The organism is Cupriavidus sp. 22TCCZM01-5, from assembly GCF_057798915.1.
Genome location: NZ_JBYOJR010000063.1, coordinates 1 through 19276, shown reverse-complemented (window position 1 = coordinate 19276; position 19276 = coordinate 1). Strand labels below are relative to the sequence as shown.

Annotated in this window: 14 protein-coding genes, 1 tRNA gene and 1 pseudogene; all 16 read left to right on the top strand. The window is 62.5% G+C overall.

Annotation, left to right across the window (positions count from 1 at the left end; translation table 11 throughout):
* Nucleotides 1–141 precede the first annotated feature (141 nt).
* Nucleotides 142–217 (top strand) — tRNA-Trp (locus AC3FNH_RS31960).
* A gap of 59 nt (nt 218–276) precedes the next feature.
* Entirely contained in the window at nt 277–657 is a 381-nt protein-coding gene (gene secE / locus AC3FNH_RS31955; protein ID WP_276098803.1) for a preprotein translocase subunit SecE, read from the top strand.
* Between the two features lie 10 nt (nt 658–667).
* Complete coding sequence (gene nusG / locus AC3FNH_RS31950; protein WP_276098802.1) at nt 668–1249, top strand: transcription termination/antitermination protein NusG; 582 nt, start codon at nt 668–670, stop codon at nt 1247–1249.
* 162 nt (nt 1250–1411) lie between these two features.
* Nucleotides 1412–1843 (top strand): 50S ribosomal protein L11, encoded by a 432-nt coding sequence (gene rplK, locus AC3FNH_RS31945; RefSeq protein WP_010810467.1) that lies wholly within the window; start codon nt 1412–1414, stop codon nt 1841–1843.
* On the top strand, nt 1844–2539 hold the full coding sequence (gene rplA / locus AC3FNH_RS31940; RefSeq protein ID WP_276098801.1) for a 50S ribosomal protein L1: 696 nt from the start codon (nt 1844–1846) through the stop codon (nt 2537–2539). It abuts the gene before it with no gap.
* A 390-nt stretch (nt 2540–2929) separates the two neighbouring features.
* Complete coding sequence (gene rplJ / locus AC3FNH_RS31935; RefSeq protein ID WP_211949830.1) at nt 2930–3451, top strand: 50S ribosomal protein L10; 522 nt, start codon at nt 2930–2932, stop codon at nt 3449–3451.
* A gap of 66 nt (nt 3452–3517) precedes the next feature.
* Nucleotides 3518–3892, top strand: coding sequence for a 50S ribosomal protein L7/L12 (gene rplL, locus AC3FNH_RS31930; RefSeq protein WP_276098799.1), 375 nt, complete (start codon nt 3518–3520; stop codon nt 3890–3892).
* Nucleotides 3893–3898: 6 nt separating this feature from the next.
* A complete protein-coding gene (locus AC3FNH_RS31925; protein WP_488722926.1) occupies nt 3899–4108 on the top strand; it encodes a hypothetical protein in 210 nt (69 codons plus the stop codon).
* 199 nt (nt 4109–4307) lie between these two features.
* The gene (gene rpoB / locus AC3FNH_RS31920; protein WP_276098798.1) at nt 4308–8414 is read left to right on the top strand and encodes a DNA-directed RNA polymerase subunit beta; all 4107 of its coding nucleotides are present in this window, start codon (nt 4308–4310) and stop codon (nt 8412–8414) included.
* Between the two features lie 110 nt (nt 8415–8524).
* Nucleotides 8525–12769: a DNA-directed RNA polymerase subunit beta' gene (rpoC, locus tag AC3FNH_RS31915; protein WP_276098797.1), complete on the top strand. Its 4245-nt coding sequence runs from the start codon at nt 8525–8527 to the stop codon at nt 12767–12769.
* A 254-nt stretch (nt 12770–13023) separates the two neighbouring features.
* The gene (locus AC3FNH_RS31910; protein WP_276098796.1) at nt 13024–13497 is read left to right on the top strand and encodes an aminoacyl-tRNA deacylase; all 474 of its coding nucleotides are present in this window, start codon (nt 13024–13026) and stop codon (nt 13495–13497) included.
* Between the two features lie 168 nt (nt 13498–13665).
* The gene (gene recQ / locus AC3FNH_RS31905; RefSeq protein WP_488722925.1) at nt 13666–15513 is read left to right on the top strand and encodes a DNA helicase RecQ; all 1848 of its coding nucleotides are present in this window, start codon (nt 13666–13668) and stop codon (nt 15511–15513) included.
* Between the two features lie 324 nt (nt 15514–15837).
* Complete coding sequence (rpsL, locus tag AC3FNH_RS31900; protein WP_006576501.1) at nt 15838–16215, top strand: 30S ribosomal protein S12; 378 nt, start codon at nt 15838–15840, stop codon at nt 16213–16215.
* A gap of 207 nt (nt 16216–16422) precedes the next feature.
* Nucleotides 16423–16893, top strand: coding sequence for a 30S ribosomal protein S7 (gene rpsG / locus AC3FNH_RS31895; RefSeq protein WP_010810459.1), 471 nt, complete (start codon nt 16423–16425; stop codon nt 16891–16893).
* 118 nt (nt 16894–17011) lie between these two features.
* Nucleotides 17012–19120, top strand: coding sequence for an elongation factor G (fusA, locus tag AC3FNH_RS31890; protein WP_276098794.1), 2109 nt, complete (start codon nt 17012–17014; stop codon nt 19118–19120).
* Between the two features lie 94 nt (nt 19121–19214).
* Nucleotides 19215–19276 (top strand): annotated as a pseudogene (locus AC3FNH_RS31885) (GTP-binding protein); the annotation flags it as partial.

The following is a 19276-nucleotide window of genomic DNA, read 5'->3' as shown; positions in this document are numbered from 1 at the left end:
GCTATCCGCGAAGGTGGCCGTACCGTCGGCGCCGGCGTCGTGGCAAAGATCCTCGACTAAGCAGTATCAGGCGAACGCAACACCAACCGGTTGCGTTCGTTGCCAGAGGGGTTGGCTTCATTGCTGACCCCAAGTAGTTTTAGGGGTATAGCTCAACTGGCAGAGCGTCGGTCTCCAAAACCGAAGGTTGGGGGTTCGATTCCCTCTGCCCCTGCCAAATCAATCAGCCGCGTCGCGAAAATCCTTCGTGACGCGGCTTAGTCTCGTTTGCGAAACATGGCCAATCCCAATGTCGAAACCGTAAACGCCAACAGCGGCAAGTGGTTGCTTGGCGTCGCGGTCCTGCTTGTGGTTGCCGGCGTCATCGGTTTCTATGCACTGGCACAGCAACCGTCTTATGTACGTGGCGCCGCGCTGTTCGCGGGTATCGCACTGGGCGTGGTCGTTGCGCTGGTGTCGGTGCCGGGTAAGGATTTCATCGGCTTCGCCAAGGAATCGTACCGGGAAGTTCGTAAGGTCGTCTGGCCGACGCGCAAGGAGGCCGGGCAGATGACTGGCCTGGTGTTCGCCTTCGTCGTGATCATGGCCTTGTTCCTGTGGTCGGCAGACAAGCTCATCGAGTGGGTCATCTTTTCGCTCGTACTGGGCTGGAAATAAGAGGTAGCGCATGACGGAAAACGCCCAGCAGGAAAACAACGCCGCGGAATCGCCTTCGTCGAAGAAGCGCTGGTATGTCGTGCACGCATACTCCGGTATGGAGAAGAGCGTGCAGCGCGCGCTGCAGGAGCGCATCGAGCGCGCCGAGATGCAGGACAAGTTCGGCCGCATCCTGGTGCCCTCGGAAGAAGTCGTGGAAATCAAGGGTGGCCACAAGTCGGTCACCGAGCGTCGTTTCTTCCCGGGCTATGTCCTGGTCGAGATGGAAATGACCGACGAAACCTGGCACTTGGTGAAGAACACCAGCAAGGTGACCGGTTTCGTGGGCGGCGCCCGCAACCGCCCGAGCCCGATCTCGCAGCGCGAGGTCGACAAGATCATGACCCAGATGCAGGAAGGGGTCGAGAAGCCGCGTCCCAAGACGCTGTTCGAAGTGGGCGAAATGGTGCGCGTCAAGGACGGCCCGTTCACCGACTTCAACGGCAACGTGGAAGAAGTGAACTACGAGAAATCGCGCCTGCGCGTCTCGGTCACGATCTTCGGACGTGCCACCCCGGTCGAGCTCGAGTTCGGCCAGGTCGAGAAGGTGTAAGGAATTTGCCGGTTGCAGGCCGAAAGGCCGGCAGCGGGTAAAGGGCGCAGCCGAGTGGCTGTGCCAAGAGGAGCGCGAGGCCGTGCCAGCAGGGCGGCGATAGCGCGTTACGACTCAACAGGATCATCTCCGTGAAACGGAGTGATCTGGATTGGAGTAGAAATGGCCAAGAAGATCATTGGCTTTATCAAGCTGCAGATTCCGGCTGGTAAGGCAAATCCCTCCCCGCCCGTTGGTCCCGCACTGGGTCAGCGCGGTCTGAACATCATGGAGTTCTGCAAGGCGTTCAACGCCCAGACCCAGGGTATGGAACCCGGTCTGCCGGTGCCGGTGGTGATTACCGCCTTCGCCGACAAGAGCTTCACCTTCGTGATGAAGTCGCCGCCCGCGACCGTGCTGATCAAGAAGGCAGCCGGCATCACCAAGGGTTCGCCGAAGCCGCACACCGATAAGGTTGGCAAGATCACCCGCGCCCAGGCTGAAGAAATCGCCAAGGCCAAGAACGCTGACCTGACCGCCGCCGATCTGGACGCCGCCGTGCGTACCATCGCCGGTTCGGCTCGCTCGATGGGCATCACCGTGGAGGGTCTGTAAATGGCTAAGGTTTCCAAGCGCGTCGCTGCCAACAAGGCAAAGATCGAGCGTACCAAGTTCTACCCGATCGACGAGGCCCTGGGCCTGGTGAAGAGCTGCGCTTCGGCGAAGTTCGACGAGTCGATCGACGTGGCCGTGCAGCTGGGCATCGATGCCAAGAAGTCGGACCAGGTTGTGCGTGGTTCCGTGGTGCTGCCGGCCGGTACCGGCAAGTCGGTCCGCGTGGCCGTGTTCGCCCAGGGCGACAAGGCCGAGGCTGCCAAGGCCGCTGGCGCCGACATCGTTGGCATGGAAGACCTGGCTGAGCAAGTCAAGGCCGGCAACCTGAACTTCGACGTCGTGATCGCTTCCCCGGACACGATGCGTATCGTTGGTACGCTGGGTCAGATCCTGGGCCCGCGCGGCCTGATGCCGAACCCGAAGGTTGGCACCGTGACCCCCGACGTGGCCCAGGCCGTGAAGAACGCCAAGGCTGGTCAGGTTCAGTTCCGTGTCGACAAGGCCGGTATCATCCACGCCACCATCGGTCGTCGTTCGTTCGAAGACACCGCTCTGAAGAGCAACCTGGCAGCACTGCTGGACGCTCTGGTCAAGGCCAAGCCGGCGACGAGCAAGGGTGTGTACCTGCGCAAGATCGCCGTGTCGTCGACCATGGGCGTTGGCGTGCGTGTCGAGCAGGCTTCGCTGTCGGCCTGAGCTGGCGGCACTCGGTTGACCGGAACCCGATAACGCCGGTCAGCAAAAGAATTGAAGGTTCCTGCCGATGGCAGGAACTGTCTCCGGACTGAAAGGAAAGGAGCAAGGCTTTGGGCAGTGATGCCCGCCGGAGGCGCAAGCCCCGGCAGGGATTGCTGGTTATCAAAGACCGCTGGTGTCCGCGCTGCTGCTGTCAGGGAGCGTGGGCTTAATCGGACGGTACGTGCGCAACGGGGCAACCCGCCGCGACGCTCTCCGGCCCGCCAGCGCAGATGGCGCACCCGAAGGGATTGATGAAGCCGGGCCAGACCCGGTTGATTCGGGCCAATCGGTCGCCGTTCGTATGGACTGATGCGCGTCGCGAGACAAGCATCGTTTTGGAGCTAAACCGTGCCACTCAATATTGAAGATAAGAAGGCCGTCGTTGCTGAGGTTTCGGCGCAAGTCGCCAAAGCCCAGACCATCGTCGTGGCCGAATATCGCGGCATCGCGGTTGGCGATCTGACCAAGCTGCGTGCTACCGCCCGCCAGCAAGGCGTCTACCTGCGCGTTCTGAAGAACACGCTGGCCCGCCGCGCTGTGGAAGGTACCCCGTTTGCTGGCCTCGCAGAGCAAATGACCGGTCCGCTGATCTACGGTATTTCCGAAGATGCAGTGGCCTCGGCCAAGGTTCTCAACGACTTTGCCAAGACCAACGACAAGCTGGTCCTGCGCGCTGGGTCGTATGACGGCCGTGTGCTCGACGCTGCCGCCGTCAAGGCGCTGGCCTCGATCCCGAGCCGCGACGAACTGATTGCTCAGCTGCTTGGCGTGATGCAGGCACCGGTGTCGGGCTTTGCCCGTCTGCTGGCCGCCCTGGCTGCCAAGAAGAGCGAAGGCGCTCCCGCGGAAGCGGAAGCCCCGGCTGCTTAAGGCTGCGTACAGATCGGGCATACCGATCGCAATACCGATACCGAATCAAATTTAGGAGTAATCCAAATGGCAATCACTAAAGACGACATCCTGGAAGCCGTTGGCGCGATGTCCGTGATGGAACTGAACGACCTGGTCAAGGCGTTCGAAGAGAAGTTTGGCGTGTCCGCCGCTGCTATGGCCGTGGCTGCTGCCCCGGGCGCTGGCGGTGCCGCTGCTGCTGAAGAGCAGACCGAGTTCAACGTGATCCTGGCCGAAGTCGGCGCCAACAAGGTTGGCGTGATCAAGGCCGTTCGCGAAATCACCGGTCTGGGCCTGAAGGAAGCCAAGGACCTGGTCGATGGCGCACCGAAGCCCGTCAAGGAAGGCGTGGACAAGGCCGCTGCTGCCGAAGCCAAGAAGAAGCTGGAAGAAGCCGGCGCGAAGGTCGACGTCAAGTAAGCATGCTTGCGTGCCGTTCTGGCACGCAAATGGGGCTGGCAAAGGGAAATTCCCGGCGCCAGCCTTTTTGCGCTTGTGCGAGTGTGTTTTATTGACCACTCATCACAGCTTAAAAGTGATGTTTTGGTTGTTCCGGCGCGTCAAATTTCCGATGCTCCAGCAGACGCCAAACATCAGTGGCAAACTACCTTGTTGCTGCTGATGTTTGTCTTCTGAACCGACTGCAGAAGACAAGTTTGGTCGGGTGTCCCCCGGGCGAGTGCAGGCTTTGCGCCGATGCATTGACCACACCGCCCGCAGCGTGCGGACACCGTCAGCCAGAGGTTGGTAGCGGCCAACCGCCAAATCCCCTCCCAGTCGCTGAACACCTCAGGCGTGGCCAGGTCCAGCCGCCCTGCGATGATTCGGAGATCCCATGGCGTACAGCTTCACCGAAAAGAAGCGCATTCGCAAATCCTTTGCGAAGCGCGCGACGGTTCATCAGGTTCCATTCCTGCTTGCTACCCAGATTGAATCCTACACCCAGTTCTTGCAAGCGGAAACGCCGACCGCGCGTCGCAAGACCGAAGGCCTGCAGGCCGCTTTCAACGCGATTTTCCCAATCGCCTCCCATAACGGGCTTGCCCGTATGGAGTTTGTCTCGTATCACCTGTCCAATCCGCCGTTCGACGTCAAGGAATGCCAGCAGCGTGGCCTGACGTTCCACTCGGCCCTGCGCGCGAAGGTTCGCCTGATCATCAACGATCGCGAGAACCCAGGCAAGGTCAAGGAAGTGAAGGAGCAGGAAGTCTATATGGGCGAAATTCCGCTCATGACTTCCACGGGTTCGTTTGTGATCAATGGCACTGAGCGTGTCATCGTCTCGCAGCTGCACCGCTCGCCGGGCGTGTTCTTCGAGCACGACAAGGGCAAGACCCACAGCTCGGGCAAGCTGCTGTTCTCGGCTCGTATCATCCCCTACCGCGGTTCGTGGCTGGACTTCGAGTTCGACCCGAAGGATATCCTGTACTTCCGCGTTGACCGCCGCCGCAAGATGCCGGTGACGATCCTGCTGAAGTCGATCGGCCTGACGCCGGAGCAGATCCTCGCGCACTTCTTCGTGTTCGACAACTTCACGCTGCAAGCCGAAGGCGCGCAACTCGAGTTCGTGCCCGAGCGCCTGCGCGGTGAAGTCGCTCGCTTCGACATCGCCGACAAGAACGGCCGTGTCGTGGTCGAGAAGGACAAGCGCATCAACGCCAAGCATATCCGCGACCTGGACTCGGCCGGCACCAAGCTGATCAGCGTGCCGGAAGACTACCTGCTGGGCCGCGTGCTGGCGAAGAACATCATCGACCCGGATACCGGCGAGGTGATCGCCAACGCCAACGACGAGCTGACCGAGACGGTCCTCGAGAACCTGCGCGAAGCCGGCGTCAAGCAGATCCAGACCCTGTACACCAACGACCTGGATCAGGGCCCGTACATGTCGCAGACCCTGCGCGTGGACGAGACCGCCGACCAGACCGCTGCGCGTATCGCGATCTACCGCATGATGCGCCCGGGCGAGCCGCCGACCGAGGAAGCCGTCGAAGCGCTGTTCCAGCGCCTGTTCTACAGCGAAGAGTCGTATGACCTGTCGCGCGTTGGCCGCATGAAGGTCAACAGCCGCCTGTCGCGCCCGAGCGGCGAGGGCAGCATGGTGCTGCAGGACGAGGACATCCTCGAGACCATCAAGATCCTGGTCAACCTGCGCAACGGCAAGGGCGAAGTCGACGATATCGACCACCTGGGCAACCGCCGCGTGCGTTGCGTCGGCGAACTGGCCGAGAACCAGTTCCGCGCCGGCCTGTCGCGCGTGGAGCGCGCCGTCAAGGAACGTCTGGGCCAGGCCGAGACCGAGAACCTGATGCCGCACGACCTGATCAACTCGAAGCCGATTTCGTCGGCGATCCGCGAGTTCTTCGGTTCGTCGCAGCTGTCGCAGTTCATGGACCAGACCAACCCGCTGTCCGAGATCACGCACAAGCGCCGTGTCTCCGCACTGGGCCCGGGCGGTCTGACCCGCGAGCGCGCAGGCTTTGAAGTCCGCGACGTGCACCCGACCCACTACGGCCGCGTGTGCCCGATCGAAACGCCGGAAGGTCCGAACATTGGTCTGATCAACTCGCTGGCGCTGTATGCGCGCCTGAACGAGTACGGATTCCTGGAAACCCCGTACCGCAAGGTCGAGAACAGCAAGCTGACCGACCAGGTCGACTACCTGTCCGCGATCGAGGAAGGCAAGTACGTGGTGGCCCAGGCCAATGCGACCGTGGACGCCGAAGGCAACCTGACCGACGAACTGGTGTCGGCGCGTGAAGGCTCCGAGCGTGAAACCCGTATGGTGACGCCGGACCGCGTGCAGTACATCGACGTGGCGCCGTCGCAGATCGTGTCGGCCGCTGCCTCGCTGGTGCCGTTCCTGGAACACGATGACGCGAACCGTGCACTGATGGGCGCGAACATGCAGCGTCAGGCCGTGCCTTGCCTGCGTCCGGACAAGCCGCTGGTCGGCACCGGCATCGAGCGCACCGTTGCGGTCGACTCGGGTACTGCCGTGCAAGCCATGCGTGGCGGCGTGGTCGACTACGTCGACGCGATGCGTATCGTGATCCGCGTGAACGACGACGAAGCCGTGGCCGGTGAAGTCGGCGTGGACATCTACAACCTGATCAAGTACACGCGTTCGAACCAGAACACGAACATCAACCAGCGTCCGATGGTCAAGGTGGGCGACCACGTGGCCCGCGGCGACGTCGTGGCCGATGGCGCCTCGACTGACCTGGGCGAGCTCGCGCTCGGCCAGAACATGCTGGTCGCGTTCATGCCCTGGAACGGCTACAACTTCGAGGATTCGATCCTGATCTCGGAGCGCGTGGTGGCCGAAGACCGCTACACCTCGATCCACATCGAGGAACTGTCGGTCGTTGCCCGCGACACCAAGCTCGGACCTGAAGAAATCACGCGCGACATCTCGAACCTGGCCGAAGCCCAGCTGGCTCGCCTGGACGAGTCGGGCATCACCTACATCGGCGCCGAGGTCGAAGCCGGCGACGTGCTGGTGGGCAAGGTCACGCCGAAGGGCGAGACCCAGCTGACCCCGGAAGAGAAGCTGCTGCGCGCGATCTTCGGCGAGAAGGCTTCGGACGTGAAGGACACCTCGCTGCGCGTGCCGTCGGGCATGAGCGGCATCGTGATCGACGTCCAGGTCTTCACCCGCGAAGGCGTGACTCGCGACAAGCGTGCCCAGTCGATCATCGACGACGAACTGAAGCGCTACCGCCTGGACCTGAACGACCAGCTGCGTATCGTGGAAGGCGACGCGTTCCAGCGTCTGGAGCGCCTGCTCGTCGACAAGACCGTCAACGGCGGTCCGAAGAAGCTGGCCAAGGGCGCGAAGCTGACCAAGGAATACCTGGCGGAAATCGACAAGTACCACTGGTTCGACATCCGTCCGGCCGACGAGGAAGTCGCTGCCCAGCTGGAAGCCGTCAAGGAAGCGATCGAGCAGAAGCGCCACGAGTTTGACCTGGCCTTCGAAGAGAAGCGCAAGAAGCTCACGCAGGGCGATGAACTGCCGCCGGGCGTGATCAAGATGGTCAAGGTGTACCTGGCCGTCAAGCGCCGCCTGCAGCCTGGCGACAAGATGGCAGGCCGTCACGGTAACAAGGGTGTGGTGTCGAAGATCGTCCCGATCGAAGACATGCCGTATATGGCGGACGGTACCCCGGCCGACATCGTGCTGAACCCGCTGGGCGTGCCGTCGCGGATGAACGTGGGCCAGATCCTGGAAACCCACCTGGGCTGGGCCGCGCGCGGCTTGGGCCAGCGTATCGGCGACATGCTCAAGGCTTCGGCCAAGGCGCAGGAACTGCGCCCGCTGCTGGCTCAGGTCTACAACGAGAGCGGCAAGCCGGAAGACCTCGACAGCCTGTCGGACGCCGAAGTGCTGGAACTGGCGAACAACCTGAAGAAGGGCGTGCCCTTCGCGACGCCGGTGTTCGACGGTGCGCACGAGGATGAAATCCGCCGCATGCTGGACCTGGCCTACCCGGACGAGATCGCCAAGGAAAAGGGCCTGACCGCTTCGAAGCAGCAGGTCACGCTGTTCGACGGCCGCACCGGCGAAGCGTTCGAGCGTCCGGTCACGCTGGGTGTGATGCACATGCTGAAGCTGCACCACCTGGTCGACGACAAGATGCACGCGCGTTCGACCGGCCCGTACTCGCTCGTCACGCAGCAGCCGCTGGGTGGTAAGGCGCAGTTCGGTGGCCAGCGTTTCGGTGAGATGGAAGTGTGGGCACTGGAAGCCTATGGCGCGTCGTATGTGCTGCAGGAGATGCTGACGGTCAAGTCCGATGACGTGAACGGCCGTACCAAGGTGTACGAAAACATCGTCAAGGGCGAGCACTCGATCGATGCCGGCATGCCGGAATCGTTCAACGTGCTGGTGAAGGAAATCCGCTCGCTGGGTATCGACATCGACCTCGATCGCTACTGATCGAGACGATCGGGTGCCGGCCATGGCACTCACCAGCGCAGGATTTCCCACAGGATTGAATGCCGCGGCACCGGACAGACTCCGGCGCTGCGGCGAAACAAGGAGTTGCAATGAAAGCATTGCTCGATCTCTTTAAGCAGGTACAGCAGGAAGAGCAGTTCGACGCGATCAAGATCGGCCTGGCCTCGCCCGACAAGATCCGTTCGTGGTCGTACGGCGAAGTCAAAAAGCCGGAAACGATCAACTACCGCACGTTCAAGCCGGAACGCGACGGCCTGTTCTGCGCCAAGATCTTTGGCCCGATCAAGGACTACGAGTGCCTGTGCGGCAAGTACAAGCGCCTGAAGCACCGCGGCGTGATCTGCGAGAAGTGCGGCGTTGAAGTGACGCTGGCCAAGGTGCGCCGCGAGCGCATGGGCCACATCGAACTGGCCGCGCCGACCGCGCACATCTGGTTCCTGAAGTCGCTGCCGTCGCGCCTGGGCATGGTCCTGGACATGACGCTGCGCGACATCGAGCGCGTGCTGTACTTCGAGGCATTCGTGGTGCTCGAGCCCGGCATGACCCCGCTCAAGAAGAGCCAGATCATGTCGGAAGACGACTACCTGGCCAAGTGCGACGAGTACGGCGAGGGCGAGTTCGTCGCCATGATGGGTGCCGAGGGCATCCGTGAACTGCTGCGCGGCATCGACATCGAGAAGCAGATCGAACAGATCCGCGCCGAGCTGCAGGCCACCGGCTCCGAAGCCAAGATCAAGAAGTTCGCCAAGCGCCTGAAGGTGCTCGAGGCCTTCCAGCGTTCGGGCATCAAGCCCGAGTGGATGATTCTCGAAGTGCTGCCGGTGCTGCCGCCCGAGCTGCGCCCGCTGGTGCCGCTGGACGGCGGCCGCTTCGCGACCTCGGACCTGAACGACCTGTATCGCCGCGTCATCAACCGTAACAACCGCCTGAAGCGCCTGCTGGAGCTGAAGGCGCCTGAGATCATCGTGCGCAACGAAAAGCGCATGCTGCAGGAAGCGGTTGACTCGCTGCTGGACAACGGCCGTCGCGGCAAGGCGATGACCGGTGCCAACAAGCGTCCGCTGAAGTCCCTGGCCGAAATGATCAAGGGCAAGGGCGGCCGTTTCCGTCAGAACCTGCTGGGCAAGCGCGTCGACTACTCGGGCCGTTCGGTCATCGTGGTGGGCCCGACGCTCAAGCTGCACCAGTGCGGCCTGCCCAAGCTGATGGCGCTCGAGCTGTTCAAGCCGTTCATCTTCCACAAGCTGGAAACGATGGGCATCGCCACCACCATCAAGGCGGCGAAGAAGGAAGTCGAAAGCCAGACGCCGGTGGTGTGGGACATCCTCGAAGAGGTGATCCGCGAGCACCCGGTGATGCTGAACCGTGCGCCGACGCTGCACCGCCTGGGTATCCAGGCGTTCGAGCCGGTGCTGATCGAAGGCAAGGCCATCCAGCTGCACCCGCTGGTCTGCGCGGCGTTCAACGCCGACTTCGACGGTGACCAGATGGCTGTTCACGTCCCGCTGTCGCTGGAAGCGCAGATGGAAGCCCGCACCCTGATGCTGGCCTCCAACAACGTGCTGTTCCCGGCCAACGGCGACCCGTCGATCGTGCCGTCGCAAGACGTGGTGCTGGGTCTGTACTACACGACCCGCGACAAGATCAACGGCAAGGGCGAAGGCATGACCTTTGCCGACATCAGCGAAGTGATCCGCGCCTACGAGAACAAGGAAGTCGAACTGGCTTCCCGCGTGAACGTGCGTATCACCGAGTATGAGCTGGTCGACAAGGACGCCGATGGCGATGCCCGTTTCGCACCCAAGATCACGCTGCAGGCCACCACGGTCGGCCGCGCGATCCTGTCCGAGATCCTGCCCAAGGGCCTGCCGTTCTCGGTGCTGAACAAGCCGCTGAAGAAGAAGGAAATCTCGCGCCTGATCAATACCGCCTTCCGCAAGTGCGGCCTGCGCGAGACCGTGATCTTCGCCGACAAGCTGCTGCAGTCGGGCTTCCGCCTGGCGACGCGCGCCGGCATCTCGATCGCGATCGACGACATGCTGGTGCCGCCTGCCAAGGAGAAGATCATCTCCGAGGCCTCGGCCAAGGTGAAGGAATACGACAAGCAGTACATGTCGGGTCTGGTGACGGACCAGGAGCGTTACAACAACGTCGTGGACATCTGGGGCGCTGCCGGCGACCAGGTGGGCAAGGCGATGATGGAACAGCTCCAGCACGAAGACGTGGTCGACCGCAACGGCAACACCGTCAAGCAAGAGTCGTTCAACTCCATCTACATGATGGCCGACTCGGGCGCACGGGGTTCCGCCGCGCAGATCCGCCAGCTCGCTGGTATGCGTGGCCTGATGGCCAAGCCGGATGGCTCGATCATTGAAACGCCGATTACGGCGAACTTCCGTGAAGGCCTGAACGTTCTGCAGTACTTCATCTCGACCCACGGCGCCCGTAAGGGCCTGGCCGATACGGCACTGAAGACCGCGAACTCGGGTTACCTGACCCGCCGTCTGGTCGACGTGACGCAGGATCTCGTCGTGGTGGAAGACGATTGCGGCACCTCCAACGGCGTGGCCATGAAGGCCCTGGTCGAAGGCGGTGAAGTGATCGAAGCCCTGCGCGACCGTATCCTGGGCCGTGTGACCGTGGCCGACGTGGTGAACCCTGAAACCCAGGAAACCGCGATCGAGACCGGCACGCTGCTGGACGAAGACCTGGTCGACCTGATCGATAGCATCGGCGTGGACGAAGTCAAGGTCCGTACCCCGCTGTCGTGCGACACGCGCTACGGCCTGTGCGCCAAGTGCTATGGCCGCGACCTCGGCCGCGGCGTGATGGTGAACTCGGGCGAAGCGGTGGGCGTGATTGCTGCCCAGTCGATCGGTGAGCCGGGCACGCAGCTGACCATGCGTACGTTCCACATCGGTGGCGCGGCATCGCGTGCGGCAGTGGCATCGAGCGTGGAAGCGAAGGCAACCGGTACCGTGCGTTTCACGGCGACCATGCGCTACGTGACCAATGCGAAGGGCGAGCTGATCGTCATCTCGCGTTCGGGCGAGGCGCTGATCACCGACGACCACGGCCGCGAGCGCGAGCGCCACAAGATCCCGTACGGCGCCACGCTGCTGGTGCAGGACGGCCAGGCCATCAAGGCTGGCACGCAGCTGGCCACGTGGGACGCGCTGACCCGCCCGATCGTCTCGGAATACACCGGCACGACCAAGTTCGAGAACGTCGAAGAAGGCGTGACCGTCGCCAAGCAGATGGACGAAGTCACGGGCCTGTCGACCCTCGTGGTGATCGACGCCAAGCGCCGCACGGCTGCCACCAAGGGCATTCGCCCGCAGGTGAAGCTGCTCGACGCCAATGGCCAGGAAGTGAAGATCCCGGGCACGGACCACTCCGTGACCATCGGCTTCCAGGTTGGCGCGCTGATTACCGTGAAGGACGGCCAGCAGGTTCACGTTGGTGAAGTGCTTGCACGTATCCCGACCGAATCGCAGAAGACCCGCGACATTACCGGTGGTCTGCCGCGTGTGGCCGAGCTGTTCGAAGCGCGTTCGCCGAAGGACGCCGCCGTGCTGGCGGAAGTCACCGGCACGACCTCGTTCGGCAAGGACACGAAGGGCAAGCAGCGCCTGGTCATCACCGACCTGGACGGCAACGCCCACGAGTTCCTGATCGCGAAGGAAAAGCAGGTGCTGGTGCACGACGGCCAGGTGGTGAACAAGGGCGAAATGATCGTGGAAGGTCCGGCGGATCCGCACGACATCCTGCGCCTGAAGGGCATCGAAGAGCTGGCGCACTACATCGTCGACGAGGTTCAGGACGTGTACCGTCTGCAGGGCGTGAAGATCAACGACAAGCACATCGAGGTGATCGTTCGCCAGATGCTGCGTCGCGTTCAGGTCGCCGACGTGGGCGACACCAAGTTCATCCCGGGTGAACAGGTGGAGCGTTCGGAACTGCTCGACGAGAACGATCGCGTGATCGCCGAAGGCAAGCGTCCGGCAACCTACGAGAACCTGCTGCTGGGTATTACCAAGGCGTCGCTGTCGACCGACAGCTTCATCTCGGCGGCATCGTTCCAGGAAACCACGCGCGTGCTGACCGAAGCCGCGATCATGGGCAAGACCGACGACCTGCGTGGTCTGAAGGAAAACGTGATCGTCGGCCGTCTGATCCCGGCCGGTACCGGCCTGGCCTACCACCGTGCCCGCAAGGCACGCGAGGCGGCCGAGCGCGAACGCGCCCAGGCGATCTCCGAAGAAGAGCAGTCGCTCTTCATCGAGCCGCCGCCGGTGGTGCAGGCGACCGAGGGTGAAGGCGACAACGCCTGATCCATGCAGTAGTGCTCCGCCGCCAAGGCGGACACAAGAAGCCCGGCTGATGCAGCCGGGCTTTTTTTTTGTCTGCGTTTCCGGTGTGATCGCCTGGCAACAGGGCCGCGGAAAGCATGCGTGCCAGGGTCGTTGCAGTGCGACATAAAGAAACCGGCATGGACGCCGGAGCTGGCCATCTGGCGGGCGACCCTTGACCTATAGTTTTAGCACCCCGGATAACTGTCGCGATGATCGCGTCGGAGGTTGCAATCATGACCATGGCTACCACGCTGGCGAGCTGCCTGGACAAGAGGCAGACCCAGTTCGACACCGTTCGTCATCCCTATAGCCTGAGCAGCATGGCTACTGCCCATGCCGCGCATATTCCCGGCGACCGCCTGGCCAAGACGGTGCTGCTGGAAGACGACAAGGGCTATGTCGCTGCCGTGATCCCTTCCAGCCACCACCTGAAGCTGTCGGAGATCTGCGAGCAGACTGGCCGCAAGCTGACGCTGGCGCACGAGGATGGCGTGCGCGAAGTATTCCGCGACTGCGACCTCGGCGCGATTCCGCCCGTTGCCATGGCGTACGGCACGCAGACCTGGCTCGACGAAAGCTTGCTCACTCATTCGGACGTCTACTTCGAGGCCGGCGACCACCAGGAACTGGTGCACATGAGCACCGAGCAGTTCATGGCGCTGATGGCTGACGCGCAGCGCGGGCATTTCGCGCATCGCATGATGTAAGTCGGCATGACGCACTGAAGGCCAGGGCGACCGGCGCTTGCCGGTCGCTTTGTTTTGGAGCGCCCCGCCTGGCGTAAGAATCTTCGGACTGTTTGTCCCGCGCGGTCGGTCAGACGCGTTCTTAGTGGTATGGTTACGGCTTTTCCGGCTTCCGCAATTCCGTTGTCCATGTCGCAAGCACTGGCGGTCCTCAAGGATGTTTTTGGCTACCACGCCTTCCGGGGCCGCCAGGGCGAGATCATCGATCATGTCGCGTCCGGTGGCGATTGCCTGGTGCTGATGCCGACCGGCGGCGGCAAGTCGCTGTGCTACCAGATCCCGGCGCTGTTGCGGCAGCGCGCCGGCGAGGGCGTCGGTATCGTAGTCTCGCCGCTGATCGCGCTGATGCAGGACCAGGTCGCGGCGCTGACCGAAGCCGGCGTGCGCGCCGCGGTGCTCAATTCCACGCTGACCGGTTCCGAGGCTTCCGCGGTCGAACGAGACCTGCTGGCCGGCCGGCTCGAGGTTCTCTACGTCGCGCCGGAACGGCTGATGACGCCGCGCTTCCTCGACTTGCTCGAGCGCACGCGGGTCGGGCTGTTCGCGATCGACGAAGCGCATTGCGTGTCGCAGTGGGGCCATGATTTCCGGCCTGAGTACATCCAGCTATCGGTGCTGCACGAGCGCTTCCCGCACGTGCCGCGCATCGCACTGACGGCCACGGCCGACGCGCTGACGCGCGACGAGATCATCGAACGCCTGGCGCTCGATGACGCACGTGTCTTCATCTCCAGCTTCGACCGTCCTAATATCCGCTACCGCATCGTCGAGAAGGACAATGCCCGCCAGCAGTTGCTGGCCTTCATCAAGGCCGAGCACACCGCCGGCGATGGCAGCCATGACAGTGGCATCGTCTATTGCCTGTCGCGCAAGAAGGTCGAGGATACCGCCGAGTGGCTCCAAGGCCACGGCATCAATGCGCTGCCATATCACGCGGGCATGGACCCGGCCATGCGACAGCGTCACCAGGCGCGCTTTCGCGAAGAGGAAGGCCTGGTGATGGTGGCTACCATCGCCTTCGGCATGGGTATCGACAAGCCGGACGTACGCTTCGTCGCTCACCTGGACCTGCCCAAAAGCATGGAAGGCTACTACCAGGAAACCGGCCGCGCCGGCCGTGACGGGCTGCCGGCCAACGCCTGGATGGCCTATGGTCTCGGCGACGTCGTGCAGCAGAAGCGCATGATCGACGAATCCGAAGCCGACGATGCCTTCAAGCGGGTGTCGTCGTCCAAGCTCGACGCCTTGCTGGGACTGTGCGAGACCGCCGGCTGCCGGCGCGTGCGCATCCTGGCCTACTTCAACGAGACCAGCGAGCCCTGCGGCAACTGCGATACGTGCCTCGAGCCGCCCGCCACCTGGGACGGCACGCGCGAGGCGCAGATGGCGCTGTCGTGTGTCTACCGTACGGCGCAGGCCAGCCGGGTGCATTTTGGCGCTACCCATCTGATCGATGTGCTGCGCGGCAATACCTCGGAAAAGATCAAGCAATGGGGCCATGACAAGGTCTCGACCTTTGGCATCGGCAAGGACCGGTCGGTCCATGAATGGCATACCGTATTCCGTCAGTTGATCGCGCAGGGTTTGCTGGTGATCGACCATGGCGGCCACGGCGCACTGCTGCTGGGGGAGGGTGCGCGCGAGGTGCTCAAGGGCGAGCGCCAGATCATCCTGCGCCGCCAGGCCACGAGGCCCGGCAAGTCCGGCGAGCGCGCCGCGCGTGGGACCCGCACCGACCACACCGCGGATATGGATGCCGACACGCTCGCAAACTGGGAGGCACTGCGCCGCTGGCGCACCGAGGCCGCTCGCGAACATGGCGTGCCGGCTTATGTTATCTTCCACGATGCCACGCTGGCCGAACTGGCCCGGACCGCACCGGGCTCCTTGTCGGCTATGGAAGGTATTCCCGGGATTGGTGCATCCAAGCTCGAGCGCTATGGCCAGGCCATCGTCGACACCCTGAGCAGGGTCTAGATGCAACCGGTATACGGCTTGACGGTATACGATTCCGCGGCTATCATGCCAGATTCGAGTTTTTGGCTTTGGATTTCGCTCGCCCGTCGGATATGTGGACTTCGGTTCGCTCCCGGCAAGCCTTCCGGATGACTTCTTGGGGTCCGGCGGCGGCAGACGCGGGATCCGGGTGCCGGCTCGCGCTCTTTGGCATGCTGTTACCGCACAGTCCCGTCTCCAGAGCGCGTCCGCTCATCTCTCCCGCCCAAAACCCGTAGTTGCCTCTCCATTCCGGCGCATGCCGGTGCGAGGGGTGTTTTTCGTAAAACCAAGCTGGATTGAACAATGCCAACTATCAACCAACTGGTTCGCAAGCCGCGCGTCTCTGAAGTCATCAAGAGCAAGAGCCCGGCACTTGAGAACTGCCCGCAGCGTCGCGGCGTGTGCACCCGCGTGTACACCACGACGCCGAAGAAGCCGAACTCCGCACTGCGTAAGGTCGCCAAGGTGCGCCTGACCAACGGTTTCGAAGTCATTTCGTACATCGGCGGTGAAGGCCACAACCTGCAGGAACACTCGGTCGTGCTGATCCGCGGCGGCCGTGTGAAGGATCTGCCGGGTGTGCGTTACCACATCGTCCGTGGTTCGCTGGATCTGCAAGGCGTGAAGGACCGCAAGCAGGCCCGTTCGAAGTACGGTGCGAAGCGTCCGAAGGCTGCCTAAGCTTTCAGAGCAAGCAACAAGCGATGGCCGCTGGCGGTTTCCGTCATGCAGCTGTCAACAGGCGGCGGTACAACGGAGCGTTTTTGTGCGCCGTGCCGTCGAGTAAGTGGTCACCCGGCGAATTTGCTGTTCATGCATGCAAGCTAGTTGGTGGCCGGAGAGCGGAGACAACAAACCGCGCTCTCAACTGAATCTAAAGGAAAGAAGATGCCACGTCGTCGTGAAGTCCCGAAGCGGGACGTTCTGCCTGATCCGAAGTTCGGCAACGTTGAAGTTGCCAAGTTCATGAACGTGCTGATGCTGGACGGCAAGAAGTCGGTTGCCGAACGCATCGTGTACGGCGCGTTCGACCAGATCGAAAAGAAGGCAGGCAAGGCCCCCATCGAAGTGTTCTCCGTTGCGATCAACAACGTGAAGCCGGTGGTGGAAGTGAAGAGCCGTCGCGTGGGCGGCGCCAACTATCAGGTTCCGGTCGAAGTCCGTCCGTCGCGTCGTTTGGCATTGGCGATGCGTTGGCTGCGCGAGGCCGCGAAGAAACGCAGCGAGAAGTCGATGGCGCTGCGCCTGGCAGGTGAGCTGCTGGAAGCATCGGAAGGTCGTGGCGGCGCGATGAAGAAGCGCGATGAAGTGCACCGCATGGCCGAAGCCAACAAGGCGTTCTCGCACTTCCGCTTCTAAAGCGCGCGAGAAACGTTGTTGGTTGCCGGGCGGGCTGTGTTTTTACACATCTCGCCCGTTTGTGTTAAGGGCGCGCGGCATGAGATGCCGGCGCCTCATGGACGAATAGAGGATTAAAGTGGCTCGTAAGACTCCTATTGAGCGCTACCGTAACATCGGTATTTCGGCTCACATTGACGCGGGTAAAACCACCACGACCGAGCGGATCCTGTTCTACACCGGTGTGAACCACAAGATCGGTGAAGTGCATGATGGCGCGGCCACCATGGACTGGATGGAGCAGGAGCAGGAGCGCGGCATCACCATCACGTCTGCTGCGACCACCGCCTTCTGGAAGGGCATGGGCGGCAACTACCCCGAGCACCGCTTCAACATCATCGACACCCCGGGCCACGTGGACTTCACCATCGAGGTGGAGCGTTCCATGCGCGTGCTGGACGGCGCGTGCATGGTGTACTGCGCCGTGGGTGGCGTGCAGCCGCAGTCCGAAACCGTCTGGCGTCAGGCCAACAAGTACGGCGTGCCGCGTCTGGCATTCGTCAACAAGATGGACCGTACCGGCGCGAATTTCTTCAAGGTCTACGACCAGCTGAAGACCCGCCTGAAGGCGAACCCGGTGCCCGTCGTGGTGCCGATCGGCGCTGAAGACGGCTTCCAGGGCGTCGTCGATCTGCTGGAGATGAAGGCGATCATTTGGGACGAAGCCAGCCAGGGCGTGAAGTTCGAATACCAGGACATCCCGGCCGAGCTGCAAGCCACCGCTGCCGAATGGCGCGAGAAGATGGTCGAGTCCGCCGCCGAAGCCAGCGAAGAGCTGATGGAAAAGTACCTGGGCGGCGAAGAGCTGACCCGCGCCGAGATCGTCAAGGCGCTGCGTGACCGTACCATCGCCTGCGAAATCCAGCCGATGCTGTGCGGCACCGCGTTCAAGAACAAGGGCGTGCAGCGTATGCTCGACGCCGTGATCGACTTCCTGCCGTCGCCGGTCGATATTCCGCCGGTCAAGGGCGTGGACGAGCGCGACGATGAGAAGAAGCTCGAGCGCAAGGCTGACGACAATGAGAAGTTCTCGGCGCTGGCGTTCAAGATCATGACCGACCCGTTCGTCGGCCAGCTGATCTTCTTCCGCGTGTACTCGGGCAAGATCAATTCGGGCGACACCGTGTACAACCCGGTGAAGGGGAAGAAGGAGCGTCTGGGCCGTATTCTGCAGATGCACGCCAACCAGCGCGAGGAAATCAAGGAAGTGCTGGCCGGCGACATCGCCGCTGCGGTGGGCCTGAAGGATGCCACCACGGGCGATACGCTGTGCGATCCAGCTGCCCCGATCGTGCTCGAGCGCATGGTGTTCCCGGAGCCGGTGATCTCGCAGGCGGTCGAGCCGAAGACCAAGGCTGACCAGGAAAAGATGGGCATCGCCCTGAACCGCCTGGCCGCTGAAGATCCGTCGTTCCGCGTGCGTACCGATGAAGAATCGGGTCAGACCATCATTTCGGGCATGGGCGAGCTCCACCTCGAAATTCTGGTCGACCGCATGAAGCGCGAATTCGGCGTGGAAGCCAACATCGGCGCGCCGCAGGTGGCCTACCGCGAAACCATTCGCAAGACGGCCGAAGGCGTCGAGGGCAAGTTCGTCAAGCAGTCGGGCGGCCGCGGCCAGTACGGCCACGCCGTGATCACGCTGGAACCGCAAGAGCCGGGCAAGGGCTTCGAGTTCATCGACGCCATCAAGGGCGGTGTGATTCCTCGCGAATACATCCCGGCGGTCGAAAAGGGTATCGTCGACACGCTGCCGAACGGTATCCTGGCAGGCTTCCCGGTGGTGGACGTGAAGGTCACGCTGACGTTCGGTTCGTACCACGACGTGGACTCGAACGAAAACGCGTTCCGCATGGCCGGCTCGATGGCTTTCAAGGAAGCCATGCGCAAGGCCAGCCCGGTTCTGCTCGAGCCGATGATGGCCGTGGAAGTGGAAACGCCGGAAGACTACACGGGTACCGTGATGGGCGACTTGTCGTCCCGCCGCGGCATCGTGCAGGGCATGGACGACATGGTGGGCGGCGGCAAGATCATCAAGGCCGAAGTCCCGCTGTCGGAAATGTTCGGTTATTCCACGTCGCTGCGCTCGGCCACGCAAGGCCGTGCCACGTACACCATGGAATTCAAGCACTACGCTGAAGCACCGAAGAACATCGCCGAAGCCGTGATGACGGCCAAGAGCAAGTAATTGGAAGTTCGCCGCCGCGCCAGCCGGTGCGGCGGCGCGATGAAACAACAAGATTGCATTCCTACAAGATTGCTTTCCTATCAGGAGCTGAAAAATGGCAAAGGAAAAGTTCGAGCGGACTAAGCCGCACGTGAACGTTGGTACGATTGGTCACGT

What these genes read in the sequence shown, in the direction of transcription:
- secE (WP_276098803.1), top strand. Translation starts at nt 277, where the DNA reads ATGGCCAATCCCAATGTCGAAACCGTAAACGCCAACAGCGGCAAGTGG.
- nusG (WP_276098802.1), top strand. Translation starts at nt 668, where the DNA reads ATGACGGAAAACGCCCAGCAGGAAAACAACGCCGCGGAATCGCCTTCG.
- rplK (WP_010810467.1), top strand. Translation starts at nt 1,412, where the DNA reads ATGGCCAAGAAGATCATTGGCTTTATCAAGCTGCAGATTCCGGCTGGT.
- rplA (WP_276098801.1), top strand. Translation starts at nt 1,844, where the DNA reads ATGGCTAAGGTTTCCAAGCGCGTCGCTGCCAACAAGGCAAAGATCGAG.
- rplL (WP_276098799.1), top strand. Translation starts at nt 3,518, where the DNA reads ATGGCAATCACTAAAGACGACATCCTGGAAGCCGTTGGCGCGATGTCC.
- rpoB (WP_276098798.1), top strand. Translation starts at nt 4,308, where the DNA reads ATGGCGTACAGCTTCACCGAAAAGAAGCGCATTCGCAAATCCTTTGCG.
- rpoC (WP_276098797.1), top strand. Translation starts at nt 8,525, where the DNA reads ATGAAAGCATTGCTCGATCTCTTTAAGCAGGTACAGCAGGAAGAGCAG.
- AC3FNH_RS31910 (WP_276098796.1), top strand. Translation starts at nt 13,024, where the DNA reads ATGACCATGGCTACCACGCTGGCGAGCTGCCTGGACAAGAGGCAGACC.
- recQ (WP_488722925.1), top strand. Translation starts at nt 13,666, where the DNA reads ATGTCGCAAGCACTGGCGGTCCTCAAGGATGTTTTTGGCTACCACGCC.
- rpsL (WP_006576501.1), top strand. Translation starts at nt 15,838, where the DNA reads ATGCCAACTATCAACCAACTGGTTCGCAAGCCGCGCGTCTCTGAAGTC.
- rpsG (WP_010810459.1), top strand. Translation starts at nt 16,423, where the DNA reads ATGCCACGTCGTCGTGAAGTCCCGAAGCGGGACGTTCTGCCTGATCCG.